Raw genomic sequence first — 14,499 nt, forward strand, 5'->3', positions numbered from 1 at the left:
GAGGCTCGGCGCGAGGGTGCCGGGTCGCTCCTTCGGGGGAGACGACCGAAGGGCCCCGGCCGGCGCGGCCGGGGCATCAGGGAAGGAGCTCCCATGTCTTTCACCCACGTGCTCGCCGTGGCGCCCGTGATGGCCATCGAGCCGGCCGTCGAGTGGTACGAGCGGCTGTTCGGCCGCCCTGCCGACGCCAGGCCCATGGACGGCCTGGCCGACTGGCACATCTCGCCGTACGCCTGGCTGCAGGTCTTCCAGTCGCCCGAGCAGGCCGGCGGCACCCTGGTGAATCTGGCCGTCGACGATCTCGACCGGACGGTCTCGGAGCTCGCCGGCCGGGGGATCACCGCGGGGGAGACCCTGCCGGGTTCGCGTGGAGTGCGGTTCGCCGCCGTCCACGACCCCGACGGAAACCGGATCACCCTCATCGAGAACCCGGTGACCGGCTGACGAACCGCTCCGGGGCCGCTCTCAGGCGGCCTGTGCCGTGTTCCTGTCGTCGTCGCCGTCCTCGGGGAGCTTGCAGACGCGCTCCAGGAAGAACGCGGCGGCGACGACGGCGATACCGGCCAGGACGGCGAAGCCCGCGTAGATGGCCTGGTCCCGGCGGGGCGGTACGTCGAGGGATCCGAGCAGGAAGACGGCCGTGCCGCCGTACATCCCGGTGACCAGCGCGGCGACGAGCGCGCTCGCCTGGCCGAACACCACGGCGCGCGCCGCCATCATGGGCTCCACGCCCTTCGCCCCCGGGCGCCGCTCCCGCTGGGCCCGCAGCCTCGCCCGGATGGACAGGGCAGCGGCGAGCAGGACCACGGCGATCACGGCGAGTACGACGGGTGCGGCGAGCGGCACGCTCGGCAGTGTCCCCAGGGAGTCCCAGAGGCGTGCCGCACCCCAGGACAGCACACCGGCTCCGGCGAAGAGTCCGGCGAGAAGCCTGAGCCGTAGTTGCTTCACCGAGAGTGCCGCCCTTCGCCGTTACCCGTGTCGTCCGCCCGTGACGGGCCGTACCTGAGCCTAACGACTACTCGGGGAGGCGGAGTTCCAGGTCGGGCCGGGGGAGCACTCCCTCGCTGCCCACGCCCGCCAGCAGGTCGGCGACCGGTCCGGCGCCCGGCAGCTGGGCATCCGGGTCCACGTCGTGCCAGGGGGCGAGCACGAAGGCCCGCTCACGGGCGCGCGGGTGCGGGAGGGTCAGCAGCGGGTCGTCGGAGACCACATCGGCGTACGACACGATGTCGACGTCGATCGTGCGCGGACCCCAGCGCTCCTCACGGACACGGTCGAAGGCCTCTTCGACGGCCTGTCCGCGCTCCATCAGGGAGGACGGCGGCAGTGTCGTCTTCACGACGATCACCGCGTTGAAGTACGACGGCTGGCTGCCGGGGTCGACGCCCCAGGGCTCCGTCTCGTAGACCGGGGAGACGGCCTTCACCCGGAGGCCGGGCGTGTCCTCCAGGGCGTCGATGGCGCCCTGGAGCGTCTCCAGCCGGTTTCCGAGGTTCGAGCCGAGGGAGATCACGGCGAGTTTGGGGTTGGAAAGGGTGACGTCCGCCGCGTCCACCTGCTCGACGACTGCTGCGGGAACCGGCTGTACGGTCGGGTCGCTCTGCCCTTCGGTGGAAAATGCAGTCATGCTCGGCTCCGGGTGATGGTGATGGTGACGTCGTCGAAGGGGACGGTGATCGGGGCGTCCGGCTTGTGGACGACGACCTCGACCTCCTGGACCCCCTCGTGCTTGAGGCACTGCTGCGCGATGCGTTCCGCGAGGGTCTCGATCAGATCGACCGGCTCGCCCTCGACCACATCCACGACCTCCTCCGCGACGACGCCGTAGTGGACGGTCTTCGACAGGTCGTCGGCGGCCGCCGCCGGGCGGGTGTCGAGTCCGAGCACCAGATCCACGATGAAGGTCTGGCCGTCCTCCCGTTCCTTGGGGAAGACGCCGTGGTGCCCACGGGCCTTGAGGCCGCGCAGCGCGACACGATCCACGCGAATCACTCCTGCTGTTCGTCGTCTCTTGAGGCACCCGGCCGCGTGCGGGCGGACGGGTGCCTTCTTTCGAATCTACCCGCGAGCACCGACAGGTCCCGCTCGCGGGTGCGCGGACCCGCCCGACAGAGGGCTGGTAGCCGCGTATACCCGGTGATCGGGGGGCTCAATCCCGGCTGTCCGGCCGGGCCTGCTCAGGCGGTCGGCTCCTCGTCCTCCTCCTCGCCGGTCTCGGCGAGTACGGGGGAGCCGTGGTGCGACCAGAGCTTCCATCCCTCGGATGTGCGCCGGAACACGTTGGTGGCGACGACGAGCTGGCCGACCAGTGGTCCCAGCGAGTCGTCCTCCCCGGCCGGACCGCCGCTGAGGATGTTCTCGGTGCAGGTGACCAGGGCCGTGTCACCGGTCATCGAGACCCCGACATCGGTCAGGAAGAACTGGATGTACTCGGTGTTCGCCATGATCAGGGCGTAGCTGCGCAGCACCTCGCCACGACCGGTGATTACCGGCCAGCCCGGGTGGACGCAGGAGACGGTGAGGTCCTCGCCCGGAAGCCACAGGCCGGAGAGCTCGTCGAGGTCCCCGCGTTCCATGGCCTCGTAGAAGGCGGTGTTCGCCTGCTCGACCGCGGCGATGTCGGCGGCGGCCTCCTCGTGCTCGTCGCGCGGGGCGCTCACGCGGCTCCCTCGACGGCGCGGGCGACCCGGACGGCGTCAGCGGTCGGACGTACCGCGTGCACCCGGACCGCCCAGGCGCCGGCGGCGGCCGAGAGGGCGGAGATCGCGGCCGTCGCGGCGTCGCGTTCACGGGCGGGCGGCGGGGTGGCGCCGTCGGCGGCCAGGACGTGACCGAGGAACCGCTTACGGGAGGCGGCGACGAGCAGAGGCCTGCCGAGGTCCCGCAGACGGTCGAGGTGCGCGACGAGGGCGAGGTCCTGGGCCGCGTCCTTGGCGAAGCCGAGCCCCGGGTCGATCACCAGGCTCGACGGATCCACGCCGCCCTCGATCACGGCCTCCATCCGATGCCGGAGCTCCGCGACGACCTCGCCGACGACGTCCTGGTAGACCGCCCGGCTGTTCATGGACTCGCTGAAGCCGCGCCAGTGCATGACGACGAAGGGCACCCCCGCAGCGGCGACGACCGGGATCATGTCCGGGTCGGCGAGCCCGCCGCTCACGTCGTTGACCAGGGTCGCCCCGGCGGCGACGGACTGCTCGGCCACGCGGGCCCGCATGGTGTCCACGGAGATGGTGACGCCCTCCGAGGCCAGGCCCCGCACCACGGGAATGACCCTGCGGAGCTCCTCGGACTCGTCCACCCTGCTCGCGCCGGGGCGGGTGGACTCACCGCCGACGTCGATCAGGTCCGCTCCCTCGGCCGCCAGTTCGAGGCCGTGCTTGATCGCCGCCGTGGTGTCGAACCAGTGGCCGCCGTCGGAGAAGGAGTCGGGCGTCACATTGACGACGCCCATGACCGCACAGCGGTCCCACTCCGGCAGACCCCGCACCGTTCCCCGTCCTCGCAACGTACTCATGGGACCAGCCTAAGCGCCGTCCCCTGGTGCCCGGCGGGCGCGCGGGGGCCGGCCGCGTCCGGACTCCGGGCCGCGCGGGGCCCTTGCGGGAGCTCCGGATCGCCGCGTCCGCCCCACGCGGGCCTCCCCCTCCGGCCATGGGCCGCCCAGTGGGGGCCGGGCATCCGGTGGACCGGGCCGGGCAACCACGGTGGGACGTCGGCGCACCCTCGGCGCGCCGAGGATCCAGGCGTCGTGCGGCGCGTACCCGGAGCGGTCGGCTGCCGCCGGGCGACGGCCCGCCGGGCGCCCCGGTCACCTCCCGAGACCGGGGCCATGGACGGCTCGCTTCCCCGGAGCGGCGCTCAGGGGGAGTCGATCCCCGCCACGGACTCCACGGCGACCCGGGCGCGCGGCACGTCCTGGGCGTCCGCGTCGATCGAGCGGCGCAGCGCCTCGTGGAGCCGGGCCGGGGTCAGCACCCCGAGGAAGCGGCCGGAGCCCTCCTCGTCGGTGACGGCGATCCAGCCCGCGTCGTGCTGGAGCATCGTGGCGAAGGCCTGCTTCAGGGGCGCGCCGAGCGGAAGCCACGCCTCCATGCGGCGTGCGTGCTCCCGGACGGTTCCCGCCCCGCTCTGCCCGCCGCCGGCCGGGATCCAGCCGTGCAGGGTGTCCTGGGCGTCCAGCACGACCGCCCAGCGCGCTCCGGCGGCCTTCAGCCGTGCGGTCGCCTCCACCAGGGGGTCGTCGAGGTGCACGACGGGCGGCTGGTCCAGGTCGCTCTCCTCGACGGGGGTGACGGAGAGGCGCTTCAGGCCGCGGTCCGCGCCGACGAAGTCGGCGACGTAGGGCGTGGAAGGGGCCCCGAGCACCGTCGCCGGGGTGTCGAACTGCTCGATGCGGCCCTGCCCGTAGACGGCGATCCGGTCACCGAGCCGGACCGCCTCCTCGATGTCATGGGTGACGAAGAGAACGGTCTTGCGGACCTGTTCCTGCAGTTTCAGGAATTCGTTCTGAAGCCTTTCCCGGACGACCGGGTCGACCGCGCCGAAAGGCTCGTCCATCAGCAGTACCGGCGGGTCGGCCGCCAGCGCCCTTGCCACACCGACGCGTTGGCGCTGCCCGCCGGAGAGCTGCTCCGGATAGCGGTCGCCGTGGACGGAGGGGTCGAGGCCCACGAGATCGAGCAGTTCCGCCGCGCGCCTGCGGCCCTTTTCCCTTCCCCAGCCCAGGAGATGGGGAACGGTGGCGGTGTTCTCCAGGACCGTCTTGTGCGGGAAGAGGCCGACCTGCTGGATGACATAGCCGATGCGCCGGCGCAGCCGGACCGGGTCGATGGCGGATATGTCCTCCCCGTCGAGGAATATCCGCCCCTCGGTCGGTTCGGTCAGTCGGTTCACCATTTTCATGGTGGTGGTCTTGCCGCATCCGGAAGGCCCGACGAGCGTGACCAGTTCACCCTCGGCGACCTCGAAGGAAAGATCGTCGACGGCGGTGGTGCCGTCCGCGTACCGCTTGGTGACGTGCTCGAATCGGATCATGATTCCCCATTGTGGCGCGGGCCTTGTGAAAGCAATGTTGCCGGAACAAGACAGCCTCGGCGATTGTCGGTGGTCGGGGATAGGGTCACCAAGGACCGGACGCGGGACGGCATCACGAGGGCAGCGGGAGGCGGGGGCGGATGGCCGATCAGAACTGCCTGGTGACGAACGACTGGATCTGCGGGGAGTATCTGCGTTCGCGCAGCCATGAGTTGACCGAGGCGACGCTCCAGCACATCTGGATCACCGCGGTCTCCGTGCTGATCGGGCTCGCCGTCGCCTTTCCGCTCGCCCTGCTCGCACGCCGCGGGAAGCATTTCGCCGGCCCGGTGCTGGGGCTGACCACCGTGCTCTACACCGTGCCGTCGCTCGCCATGTTCTCCCTGCTGCTGCCGCTCTTCGGGCTGTCGGCCGCGCTCGTGGTCACCGGGCTGGTGCTCTACTCGCTGACCATCCTCGTGCGGAACATCCTGGCCGGGCTCCAAGCGGTTCCGCATGAGGCCAGGGAGGCCGCGCGAGGCATGGGATACGGGCCCGTCCGGCTGCTCTGGGAGGTCGAACTGCCCCTCGCCCTCCCGGCTCTGATGGCCGGGCTCCGCATCGCCACGGTGTCGACGGTGGCCCTGACGACCGTCGGCTCCCTCGTCGGCAAGGGGGGCCTCGGCAACCTCATCGAGGACGCGCTGCCCAGCCTCTTCAAGGCGCAGGTGCTCACCGCGTCCGTCCTCTGCGTGCTGCTGGCGGTGGCCGCGGACCTGCTGCTGCTCGGTGCGCAGCGCCTGCTCACGCCCTGGACCCGGATACGGAGGCCCGCCGCGGCCTCCGCCGGGGCGGGCATCGCGAAGACGGAGGCCGGCTGATCCATGGGAGTCGTCGAAGAGGCGTGGGTCTGGCTGACGACCGGCGCCAACTGGTCGGGTGACGGTGGCGCGGCGCACCGCCTCGCCGAGCATCTGTACGTCAGCGGGATCGCCCTCGCGGCGGCCTGCGTCCTCGCGCTGCCCGTGGCCCTGTATCTCGGGCACGTGGGCAAGGGGGGCGGACTCGCCGTCAACATCTCCAACGTGGGCCGGGCGGTACCGGTGTTCGCGGTGCTCGCCCTCTTCATGCTGACCCCGCTGCGGAACTCCGGCTATCTGCCCACGGTCATCGCGCTGGTGCTCTTCGCCGTGCCCCCTCTGCTGACCAACGCCTACGTCGGGATGACGGAGGTGGACCGGTCGGTGCTGGAGGCGGCACGGGGCATGGGAATGTCCGGCGGGCAGCTCTTCCTCCGGGTCGAGCTCCCCCTCGCCTACCCGATGATCATGACGGGGCTGAGGTCGGCGGCGGTCCAGGTGATCGCCACGGCCTCGATCGCGGCGATGGTCGGCCTCGGCGGACTGGGCCGGATCATCACCGCGGGATTCAACACCTACGACACCGCGCAGGTCTTCGCGGGCGCCGTCCTCGTCGCCCTGCTGGCCCTGGTGGTGGAAGGCGTGCTCGTGGTCCTGGACCGCCTTCTGTCGCCCCTGCGCCGCCGCCGGACCACCTGAGCGGCCCTTCTCGGACTGTGCACATCATCATTCGCGGACGGAGAGACAACATGAGCAGGACCTCGCGCATAGCGGGTGCGGTCATCGGCGTGGTCGCGCTGGCAGGGTCGCTGGCCGCCTGCGGCGGCGACAGCCTGGAGAAGGAGGGAGGTTCGGACAAGGGCTCCGGCGCGGGCTCGGGCAAGGGCTCGCTCGTCGTGGGCGCCGCCGGTTTCACCGAGTCCAAGGTGCTCGCCGAGCTGTACGCCCAGATCCTGGGCGACGCCGGTTACGACACCTCGATCACCACGGTGAAGAACCGCGAACTCTACGAACCCTCCCTGGAGAAGGGGGAGATCGACGTCGTTCCGGAATACGCGGCCACGCTCGCGGAATTCCTCAACGCCAAGGTCAACGGCGCACCGGAGGCCGAGAAGAACCCGGTCGCCTCGGGCGATGTGACGGCCACCGTGGCGGCTCTCGAGAAGCTCGCCGCCCCGCTCGGGCTGAAGGTCCTCCCGGCGGGCGAGGCGGTCGATCAGAACGCCTTCGCGGTGTCGAAGGAATTCGCCGAGAAGAACGACCTCCGCACCCTTTCCGATCTCGGCGACTCGAAGATCAAGGTGAAGATCGCGGCGGGCGACGAGTGCGAGGTGCGTCCCTTCTGCGCGCCCGGGCTGAAGAAGACGTACGGCATCGACGTCACGGGGATCGATCCCAAGGGGGTCGGCACACCCCAGTCCAAGCAGGCCGTCAAGGACGGGAAGGACCAACTGGTCCTCACGACCACCACGGACGCGGTGCTCGACTCCTACGGCCTGGTGTTCCTGGAGGACGACAAGAAGCTGCAGAACGCGGACAACGTCCTTCCGGTTCTCAATGCGAAGGACGCGGGCGCTCCGGAGATCGCCGAGGCCCTCGGGAAGCTCACCGGAGTACTCACCACCGAGGACCTCGCGGAACTGAACCGCAAGGTCGACGCGGAGCGTGCCAAGCCCGCGGACGCAGCCGCCGACTATCTCCGGTCCAAGGGACTGATCAAGAAGTAAAAGGCGTACGGAAGCGTCACTTGAGAGGCCGTCGGAGGCCCGACAGGTAACCGGCGGGGAACAGATTGCCGGGCGGCCTCCCAAGTGACTCGTACGCACGGTAAATTTCGAGCCATGCCACGAGGACGCCACCGCCATTCGCCGCCCCTTCACAGAATCCTGCCCCCCGCCGTGGTGGCCGGGGTGCCGGTGGTCTGTGCCGCCGGGGCCTGGCTCCTGGCGGAACCCATGGCGCTGCGCGCCCTGGTGGCCGCGACGGCGGCGGCCGCCGTCACCGGTGCCTGTCTGATGCGCGCCTGGGACCGGGCCGCGGGGCTGCGCGTCGCGGAGCTCACCCGAGCCCGGGCCAGCGACGAGTGGAAGGCCGAGGAGCGCATAGCCGAGCTCGAGGGCGACCTCGAGGAATCCAGGGAACTGCGCACCCGGCTGGAGACCAAGCTGCGCCGCAAGCGGGTCGAACTGGCGGGGCTGCGGGGCGAACACGCGGCGCTGCTGCGCCGGTACGCCACCGCCGAGACGGAACGCGCCAGCGCCCTGGAGGGCCGCAGGCAGCTCGCCATCGAGGCGTCCGCGCCGCGGGAGCTGCTGCCCGCGACGTCCACACCGACTCCCGGCGCGTACGCGCGCGCCGCCCAGGCGCTCCAGGAGCTGTCGCGCAACGCCGCCCTCCAGGAGGCGCGCCGCACCGCCGAGCTGGCCAGGAGCCGTGACATCGCCGAGCGGTCGGCGGAGCGGGACACGGAGGCCGACGGCCCCAGGGGGAAGCACGCGGCGGTCGGCGGAGCGGGTGACCACCAGCACCGCCGCCCCCAGGCAGCCCTCCCCGCCCCGCAGCCGTCCGCCCCCGCGCGGCCTCCTCGTGCCGCTCAGACCGCGTCGGCGGTCGTCCCGTACGCGGCGGCCCGCCGCCACCTGGTGCCCCAGGGGAGCTTCGACTTCTTCGGCACCCAGAAGGCGAACGCCGCGATCGAGTCCGTGCAGAACGAGGACCTCGCGGACGTGGTGGGCGAGGAGGCGCTGGCGGCGCACCGTACGGGCACGGCCGACAACAAGGCGGTCGGCAAGGTCATCGACCTGACGGCGCACGACGAGACCGAGCAGCTGGACGTCGTCGAGCTGCGGAGCGCGATCTCGTCCTGACCGCGCAGGCCTGCCCGGCGGGCGGGCCGGGCTACTTGTCGATGTCGCCGACGACGAAGAACAGTGAGCCCAGGATCGCCACCATGTCGGCGACGAGCGTGCCGGGCAGCAACTCCGTCAGGGCCTGGATGTTGTTGAACGACGCGGAACGCAGCTTCAGCCGGTACGGGGTCTTCTCGCCGGTGGACACCAGGTAGTAGCCGTTGACGCCCAGCGGGTTCTCGGTCCAGGCGTAGGTGTGGCCCTCCGGTGCCTTCAGCACCTTGGGCAGCCGCTGGTTGATGGGACCGGGGGCCAGCTCCGCCATCCGGTCCAGGCACGCGTCGGCCAGATCGAGGGCGTTGTGCGTCTGCTCCAGCAGGCACTCGAAGCGGGCCAGGCAGTCGCCCTCGGTCCGGGTGACGACCTTCAGGGTGTCCCGCAGTTCCCCGTAGGCGAGGTACGGCTCGTCGCGCCGCAGGTCGAAGTCGACCCCGGAGGCGCGGGCGATGGGTCCGGACACTCCGTACGCGTGCACCGCCTCCGCGGAGAGCACGCCCACCCCACGGGTCCGGCCCCGGAAGATCTCGTTGCCGAGTACCAGCCGGTCGTACACGTCCATCCGCGAACGTACGGACGCCACGGCGTCCCTGGCCCGGCCGAGCCAGCCGGCGGGGAGGTCCTCCTTGAGGCCGCCGACGCGGTTGAACATGTAGTGCATCCTGCCGCCGGAGACCTCCTCCATCGCGGCCTGGAGCTCCTCACGCTCGCGGAACGCGTGGAACATCGGGGTGATCCCCCCGAGTTCGAGCGGGTAGGAACCGAGGAACATCAGATGGTTCAGGACCCGGTTGAGTTCCGCGAGCAGCGTCCTCGTCCAGACGGCGCGTTCGGGGACCTCCATACCGAGCATCCGCTCGACGGCCATCACGACCCCGAGCTCGTTGGAGAACGCCGACAGCCAGTCGTGGCGGTTGGCCAGCATGATGATCTGCCGGTAGTCCCGCGCCTCGAAGAGCTTCTCCGCGCCCCGGTGCATGTAGCCGATGACGGGTTCGGCATGCTGGATCCGCTCGCCGTCCAGCACGAGCCGCAGTCGGAGGACCCCGTGGGTGGAGGGATGCTGCGGACCGATGTTCAGCACCATGTCGGTGCTCTCCGCCGCGCCGCCGATGCCGATCGTCGTCTCCGTCATGCGGGACAGTATCCCTCCTCGCGCTCGGGCACCCGCTGGCGCAGCCAGCCGAAGTCGCCCAGCCCGCCCCGCGCCGTCAGCTCCGTGGCCTCACCGGCGGACGCGAGCGCCCGCACATACCCGGCCGGATCGGTCGACGCCTGTACCAGCGGAGGGCGTTCGCCGCTGACGCCCAGCTCCCTCAGCGCCGTTCGCTGGTCGGTGAGCTCGGCCTCGCCCCCGGCCGCCGCCGCACAGGAGTCCAGGGCGACGTGCGAGGTCAGATCGCAGCCGCCGTCGGGCACGGGCGGCACCTCGCGCCCTCCGCGGAACCCGGTGAGGGTCCCGAACGGCGGCCTCGCCGCCCGCACATGGGCGTAGTCCACGGCCACCGCCGTACCGGCGGCCAGCGACGAGACGGCCGAGGCCCAGGCCTCGTCGCGGGGCCGGCCGATCTCCGCCCGCTCTCCCGGCCGGGTCAGCGGCCACCAGCGGCTCAGCCAGCGGGCGTCCTCGCCGGTCACCGGGTCGCCCAACCGCTCGGCGCCGTCGGCCGCCCGTACGAGGACGTATCGGGGCACCCCGTCCGGGTCCACCTCCGCGATCTCGGTGGGGACGTTGTCAAGCCACTCGTTGGCGAACAGCAGACCGCGTACCCCACGGGGCGGCTCGGAGTACCACTCGACGGCCGGGTCGAGTCCCGGCGGCCGGTCGGCGATCTCCACGGCGCAGGCCCGCACGGTCAGACCGGGGGCCGGGCCGCCGTCCCGCAGAGCGGCCAGCACCCCGGTCAGCAGCTCGCCGCGTCCCGCTCCCATGTCCACCAGCGCGACCGAGTCCGTGTCCAGCTCCCGTGCCGTCCGGACGAGCAGCCGTGCCACGGCGCCGGCGAACAGCGGGGAGGCATGGACCGACGTGCGGAAATGGCCGGCCGGGCCCTCCGGGCGCCGGTAGAACCCCGCTTCCCCGTACAGGGCGGTCTCGGAGGCCTCCCGCCAGCGGCACCAGTCATACGTCACGTAGGCAAGTCTCCACCTTGGGGAGTAGGGTCCCGGAACCCGGATCGGCCCTCCGGCTGACCCCGGTACCGATCAGCTGTCCCTACGCTGGGTGACGTGCAGCGCTTCTACGAGTTCATCCGCAGACACCCGACGGGCGTCGACATCCTCTGGGCTGTCCTCCTCCTCGGGCTCTCCGGCGTGTCCATCGTGGCGGACCAGGAGAGCAGCGGCGCGGAGCGGGTCGCCGCCGTACCGATCGCCGTCGGCCTGAGCATCGTGGTCGCGCTGCGCCGCCGGGCGCCGGAGCGGATGCTGCTGCTCGCGATCCTGATGGGCCTGGCCCAGCTGGCCTTCGGGGTGCGGCCGGGTGTGGCGGACTTCGCCATGCTGGTGATCACGTACACCGTGGCCACGGTCGGGGAGCGCAGGGCCTCGCGGCTCGCCCTCGGATGCAGCCTGACCGCTGCCGGGCTGTCACGGCTGCGCTGGCCCGAGGAGGCGCCCACGGGCGGCTGGGTGCAGACGGCCGGATACGTCGTCATCATGACCGTGCCGTTCGTCCTCGCCTGGGTGCTGGGGGACTCGATACGCACCCGGCGGGCCTACTTCAGCCAGCTGGAGGAGCGGGCCGCCCGGCTGGAGCGGGAGCGTGAGGCGCAGTCCAAGGTGGCGGTCGCCGCGGAGCGCGCGCGTATCGCGCGTGAGCTGCACGACGTGGTGGCGCACAACGTCTCGGTGATGGTCGTCCAGGCGGACGGCGCCGCGTATGTCATGGACTCGTCTCCCGACCAGGCCCGGCAGGCGCTGGAGACCATCTCGGGCACCGGACGTCAGGCACTCGCGGAGATGCGGCGGTTGCTCGGGGTGCTGCGGACCGGAGACTCGCAGGAGAGCGGGGAGTACGTTCCGCAGCCCGATGTCGAGCAGATCCAGGAGCTCGTCGGCAAGGTCCGGGAGACCGGTCTGGCGGTCGACTTCAAGATCGAGGGGACCCCGCGTCCGCTGCCCAGCGGCGTCGAGCTCACGGCGTACCGGATCGTCCAGGAGGCGCTCACCAACACCCGTAAGCACGGAGGCCCGGACGCCGGGGCGAGCGTACGGCTCGTCTACTTCGACGACGGGCTCGGGCTGCTCGTCGAGGACGACGGGCGTGGCGCACCGCACGAGCTCTACGAGGACGGCGGGGCGGACGGCGCGGGCCAGGGGATGATCGGCATGCGTGAGCGGGTCGGCATGGTCGGCGGGACCCTGGACGCCGGACCGCGCCAGGGCGGCGGCTTCCGGATCAGCGCCCTGCTCCCGCTCAAGCCGGCCGGTCCGTGACGGCCCTCAGAACCGACAGCAGGCCGAACCAGGCAGAAGGACGGGGAACCCCATGGCCATCCGCGTGATGCTCGTCGACGACCAGGTGCTGCTGCGCACCGGCTTCCGGATGGTGCTCGCCGCCCAGCCGGACATGGAGGTCGTCGCGGAGGCGGGTGACGGCGCGGAGGCGATCGAGACCCTGGCGTCCACCTCCGTCGACGTCGTCCTGATGGACGTGCGCATGCCGCGCCTGGACGGTGTCGAGGCGACCCGGCGCATCCGGGCGCGGACCGACCCGCCCAAGGTGCTGATCCTGACCACCTTCGACCTCGACGAGTACGCGTTCTCCGGCCTGAAGGCCGGGGCCAGCGGATTCATGCTGAAGGACGTGCCGCCCGGCGAGCTGCTCTCCGCCATCCGGTCCGTGCACAGCGGCGACGCGGTGGTGGCACCGTCCACGACCCGCCGGCTGCTGGACCGCTTCTCGCCGTTGCTCCCGAGCGGTAAGGAGGAGCCCCGGCTGGGGCACGTCCAGAAGCTGACCGAGCGGGAGCGCGAAGTGATGCTGCTGGTCGCCCAGGGCCTCTCGAACGGCGAGATCGCGGGACGTCTGGTGCTGTCCGAGGCGACCGTGAAGACGCACGTCGGCCGCATCCTCACCAAGCTCGCGCTGCGCGACCGGGTCCAGGTGGTCGTGCTCGCGTACGAGACGGGGCTCGTCAGGGCGGGCGGCGGGGCGGCCTGACCGTGGCCCCTCCGGTCCGGATCAGGCCGAACCACCGCGAGGGCGGCTCCGAGCGCGGGCGTACCCGGCGGGCCGGGGTCAGGCTGGACCCATGGACAGCGTTCAGCAGCACATGCTCGACAGCGTGCGCGCCGCGCAGCACGGCGAGGGGCCGCCACCGCACCCCGGGACCCATGACCGGGAGATCCTGAGTCTGATCAGGCGGCGGGTACGCGCCTGGACCGCCGCGCACCGGCCGCCGCTCCCCTGAGGCCCGGGGTCTCGCGCACTACGCCAGCCGCGCCACGAACTGGGCCACAGCCTCCTTCACGTCGGCGGCCGTCCACTCCAGGCCCGGTGCCGCCACCGTGACCTCGGTGAACGAGAGGCCGGGTGGTCCCGACGGGGCCGGGGACCAGCGGCGGAAGAGAGTCACACCCGTCTCCTCGGCCTGGCTGACCGAGGCCTCGTCCAGCACGTCGGCGTCGTAGGGCAGCCAGACCTGGAACTGGTGGGTGTGCGGAGGTTCGGGGTGCACGCGCGACCACGGGACCGCGGAGTCGGCGAAGCCCTCCGCGAGAGCGGACGCGACCACCTTGGCGTGGGCCACGTACGACGGCAGCCTCGGCAGTTCGCGCTCCAGGCCCAGGAGGGCGGAGAGGGCCGCCGGGTACTGCTGGAAGACCTGCCCGCCGTAGCGGTGACGCCAGGTCCGCGCCTCCTCGACGAGGGACTCGGGCCCGGCCAGTACCGCGCCGGAGAGCCCGTCGAGCGACTTGTAGAACGACACGTAGACGCTGTCGGCGAGGGCCGCGATCTCCGGGAGGCCACGGCCGAAGTGGGGGGCGCACTCCCAGAGCCGCGCCCCGTCGAAGTGCACCACCGCGTCCCGGTCCCGCGCGGCCGTCGTGGACGCCTCCAGTTCCTCCCAGGACGGCAGGACGAAGCCGGCGTCGCGCAGCGGCAGCTCCACCATCAGGGTGCCGAAGGGCTCCGGGAAGTCCCGGATCTCGTCCGCCGTGGCCTGCCTGGGCGCGGTCGTGGGGTGCACGGTCCGCAGCCCGCTCACCTCGGTGAGGGAGGACCGCTCGTGGACCTCCGGGTGCGAGAGCGGGTGCAGGGCCACGGCCGGGTCCTTGGTGCGGCCGGCCCAGCAGCGCAGCGCGATCTGCTGGGCCATCGTGCCGGTCGGGAAGAAGGCGGCCGCCTCCATGCCGAGGAGCCCGGCGGTACGCCGCTCGACCTCGGCGACGACCCCGTCGCCGTACACATCCGTCCATTCACCCAGATCGTGGACGGTGCCCGCGTCGGCCGCCAGCGAAGCCAGCCGCGTGGCCAGGGTGTGGTCGGCGGAGGCCCTGGCCAGCACCCTCTCCGACCGTTGCCAGGCCGTCAGCCTGCGGTGACGTCGCTTCTGCTCATCCGTGACTGCCATGGGACGATCATCGCCCGCGCCGCCGTCGCCGCCCACCCCGGGGGGCGTTCTTCGGCGGAAGTTATCCACAGGCTGTGGATGATCTGGGGGTGCGACGAAACGCTGGCGTAGCATGCAGAGAAATCGTCCGGTACC

Annotated in this window: 17 protein-coding genes; 8 read left to right on the plus strand and 9 right to left on the minus strand. The window is 71.8% G+C overall.

Going from position 1 to position 14,499, the window contains the following annotated elements; genetic code table 11:
• The first annotated feature begins 93 nt into the window (after positions 1–93).
• Positions 94–444 carry a VOC family protein gene (locus tag ACGFNN_RS20580; protein ID WP_362664430.1) on the plus strand — a complete coding sequence of 117 codons (351 nt, stop codon included), beginning with the start codon at positions 94–96 and terminating at the stop codon, positions 442–444.
• A 21-nt stretch (positions 445–465) separates the two neighbouring features.
• Here the strand turns inward: ACGFNN_RS20580 and ACGFNN_RS20585 are convergent, their stop codons facing one another.
• The 6 genes from ACGFNN_RS20585 to ACGFNN_RS20610 all read right to left on the minus strand — a co-directional run bounded on the left by ACGFNN_RS20585 (position 466) and on the right by ACGFNN_RS20610 (position 5,040).
• Positions 466–951 (minus strand): DUF3180 domain-containing protein, encoded by a 486-nt coding sequence (locus ACGFNN_RS20585; RefSeq protein ID WP_362546438.1) that lies wholly within the window; start codon positions 949–951, stop codon positions 466–468.
• Between the two features lie 67 nt (positions 952–1,018).
• Positions 1,019–1,630: a 2-amino-4-hydroxy-6-hydroxymethyldihydropteridine diphosphokinase gene (gene folK, locus ACGFNN_RS20590; RefSeq protein ID WP_393557665.1), complete on the minus strand. Its 612-nt coding sequence runs from the start codon at positions 1,628–1,630 to the stop codon at positions 1,019–1,021.
• On the minus strand, positions 1,627–1,986 hold the full coding sequence (gene folB, locus ACGFNN_RS20595) for a dihydroneopterin aldolase (protein WP_362546444.1): 360 nt from the start codon (positions 1,984–1,986) through the stop codon (positions 1,627–1,629). The genes folK and folB overlap by 4 nt, the downstream gene beginning before the upstream one ends.
• Positions 1,987–2,180: 194 nt before the next feature.
• Entirely contained in the window at positions 2,181–2,663 is a 483-nt protein-coding gene (locus ACGFNN_RS20600; RefSeq protein ID WP_393557667.1) for a nuclear transport factor 2 family protein, read from the minus strand.
• Positions 2,660–3,457, minus strand: coding sequence for a dihydropteroate synthase (gene folP, locus ACGFNN_RS20605; protein ID WP_393557758.1), 798 nt, complete (start codon positions 3,455–3,457; stop codon positions 2,660–2,662). Before folP ends, ACGFNN_RS20600 begins: the two co-directional genes overlap by 4 nt.
• A gap of 407 nt (positions 3,458–3,864) precedes the next feature.
• Positions 3,865–5,040, minus strand: coding sequence for a betaine/proline/choline family ABC transporter ATP-binding protein (locus tag ACGFNN_RS20610; protein ID WP_365092320.1), 1,176 nt, complete (start codon positions 5,038–5,040; stop codon positions 3,865–3,867).
• A 140-nt stretch (positions 5,041–5,180) separates the two neighbouring features.
• Here ACGFNN_RS20610 and ACGFNN_RS20615 point away from each other — a divergent pair, with 140 nt between their 5' ends.
• The 4 genes from ACGFNN_RS20615 (at position 5,181) to ACGFNN_RS20630 (ending at position 8,746) form a co-directional block, all read left to right on the plus strand.
• The gene (locus tag ACGFNN_RS20615; protein WP_393557669.1) at positions 5,181–5,900 is read left to right on the plus strand and encodes an ABC transporter permease; all 720 of its coding nucleotides are present in this window, start codon (positions 5,181–5,183) and stop codon (positions 5,898–5,900) included.
• A 3-nt stretch (positions 5,901–5,903) separates the two neighbouring features.
• Positions 5,904–6,578, plus strand: a complete 675-nt coding sequence (locus tag ACGFNN_RS20620) for an ABC transporter permease (protein WP_362546456.1) — start codon at positions 5,904–5,906, stop codon at positions 6,576–6,578.
• 50 nt (positions 6,579–6,628) lie between these two features.
• Positions 6,629–7,606 (plus strand): ABC transporter substrate-binding protein, encoded by a 978-nt coding sequence (locus tag ACGFNN_RS20625; protein ID WP_393557672.1) that lies wholly within the window; start codon positions 6,629–6,631, stop codon positions 7,604–7,606.
• 114 nt (positions 7,607–7,720) lie between these two features.
• Positions 7,721–8,746, plus strand: coding sequence for a hypothetical protein (locus tag ACGFNN_RS20630; protein ID WP_393557674.1), 1,026 nt, complete (start codon positions 7,721–7,723; stop codon positions 8,744–8,746).
• Between the two features lie 31 nt (positions 8,747–8,777).
• Here the strand turns inward: ACGFNN_RS20630 and ACGFNN_RS20635 are convergent, their stop codons facing one another.
• Both ACGFNN_RS20635 and ACGFNN_RS20640 read right to left on the minus strand, forming a co-directional pair.
• Positions 8,778–9,920, minus strand: coding sequence for an NADH-quinone oxidoreductase subunit D (locus tag ACGFNN_RS20635; protein WP_393557676.1), 1,143 nt, complete (start codon positions 9,918–9,920; stop codon positions 8,778–8,780).
• Entirely contained in the window at positions 9,917–10,918 is a 1,002-nt protein-coding gene (locus ACGFNN_RS20640; RefSeq protein WP_393557678.1) for an SAM-dependent methyltransferase, read from the minus strand. Before ACGFNN_RS20640 ends, ACGFNN_RS20635 begins: the two co-directional genes overlap by 4 nt.
• A gap of 96 nt (positions 10,919–11,014) precedes the next feature.
• Between ACGFNN_RS20640 and ACGFNN_RS20645 the strand changes: the two genes are divergently transcribed.
• From ACGFNN_RS20645 to ACGFNN_RS20655, 3 genes are all read left to right on the plus strand, one after another.
• Positions 11,015–12,223 (plus strand): sensor histidine kinase, encoded by a 1,209-nt coding sequence (locus tag ACGFNN_RS20645; protein ID WP_393557680.1) that lies wholly within the window; start codon positions 11,015–11,017, stop codon positions 12,221–12,223.
• A gap of 52 nt (positions 12,224–12,275) precedes the next feature.
• Complete coding sequence (locus ACGFNN_RS20650) at positions 12,276–12,950, plus strand: response regulator transcription factor (protein ID WP_362546474.1); 675 nt, start codon at positions 12,276–12,278, stop codon at positions 12,948–12,950.
• Positions 12,951–13,041: 91 nt separating this feature from the next.
• The gene (locus ACGFNN_RS20655) at positions 13,042–13,200 is read left to right on the plus strand and encodes a hypothetical protein (protein ID WP_362546477.1); all 159 of its coding nucleotides are present in this window, start codon (positions 13,042–13,044) and stop codon (positions 13,198–13,200) included.
• Between the two features lie 18 nt (positions 13,201–13,218).
• Here ACGFNN_RS20655 and ACGFNN_RS20660 read toward each other — a convergent pair whose 3' ends face one another.
• Positions 13,219–14,364 (minus strand): threonine aldolase family protein, encoded by a 1,146-nt coding sequence (locus ACGFNN_RS20660; protein ID WP_393557682.1) that lies wholly within the window; start codon positions 14,362–14,364, stop codon positions 13,219–13,221.
• Positions 14,365–14,499 lie beyond the last annotated feature (135 nt).

The sequence above is a fragment of the Streptomyces sp. NPDC048590 genome, assembly GCF_043199535.1.
Taxonomy (GTDB): Bacteria; Actinomycetota; Actinomycetes; order Streptomycetales; family Streptomycetaceae; genus Streptomyces.

What these genes read in the sequence shown, in the direction of transcription:
- ACGFNN_RS20580 (WP_362664430.1), top strand. Translation starts at nt 94, where the DNA reads ATGTCTTTCACCCACGTGCTCGCCGTGGCGCCCGTGATGGCCATCGAG.
- folK (WP_393557665.1), bottom strand. Translation starts at nt 1,630, where the DNA reads ATGACTGCATTTTCCACCGAAGGGCAGAGCGACCCGACCGTACAGCCG.
- folP (WP_393557758.1), bottom strand. Translation starts at nt 3,457, where the DNA reads ATGGGCGTCGTCAATGTGACGCCCGACTCCTTCTCCGACGGCGGCCAC.
- ACGFNN_RS20610 (WP_365092320.1), bottom strand. Translation starts at nt 5,040, where the DNA reads ATGATCCGATTCGAGCACGTCACCAAGCGGTACGCGGACGGCACCACC.
- ACGFNN_RS20615 (WP_393557669.1), top strand. Translation starts at nt 5,181, where the DNA reads ATGGCCGATCAGAACTGCCTGGTGACGAACGACTGGATCTGCGGGGAG.
- ACGFNN_RS20620 (WP_362546456.1), top strand. Translation starts at nt 5,904, where the DNA reads ATGGGAGTCGTCGAAGAGGCGTGGGTCTGGCTGACGACCGGCGCCAAC.
- ACGFNN_RS20625 (WP_393557672.1), top strand. Translation starts at nt 6,629, where the DNA reads ATGAGCAGGACCTCGCGCATAGCGGGTGCGGTCATCGGCGTGGTCGCG.
- ACGFNN_RS20630 (WP_393557674.1), top strand. Translation starts at nt 7,721, where the DNA reads ATGCCACGAGGACGCCACCGCCATTCGCCGCCCCTTCACAGAATCCTG.
- ACGFNN_RS20635 (WP_393557676.1), bottom strand. Translation starts at nt 9,920, where the DNA reads ATGACGGAGACGACGATCGGCATCGGCGGCGCGGCGGAGAGCACCGAC.
- ACGFNN_RS20650 (WP_362546474.1), top strand. Translation starts at nt 12,276, where the DNA reads ATGGCCATCCGCGTGATGCTCGTCGACGACCAGGTGCTGCTGCGCACC.
- ACGFNN_RS20655 (WP_362546477.1), top strand. Translation starts at nt 13,042, where the DNA reads ATGGACAGCGTTCAGCAGCACATGCTCGACAGCGTGCGCGCCGCGCAG.
- ACGFNN_RS20660 (WP_393557682.1), bottom strand. Translation starts at nt 14,364, where the DNA reads ATGGCAGTCACGGATGAGCAGAAGCGACGTCACCGCAGGCTGACGGCC.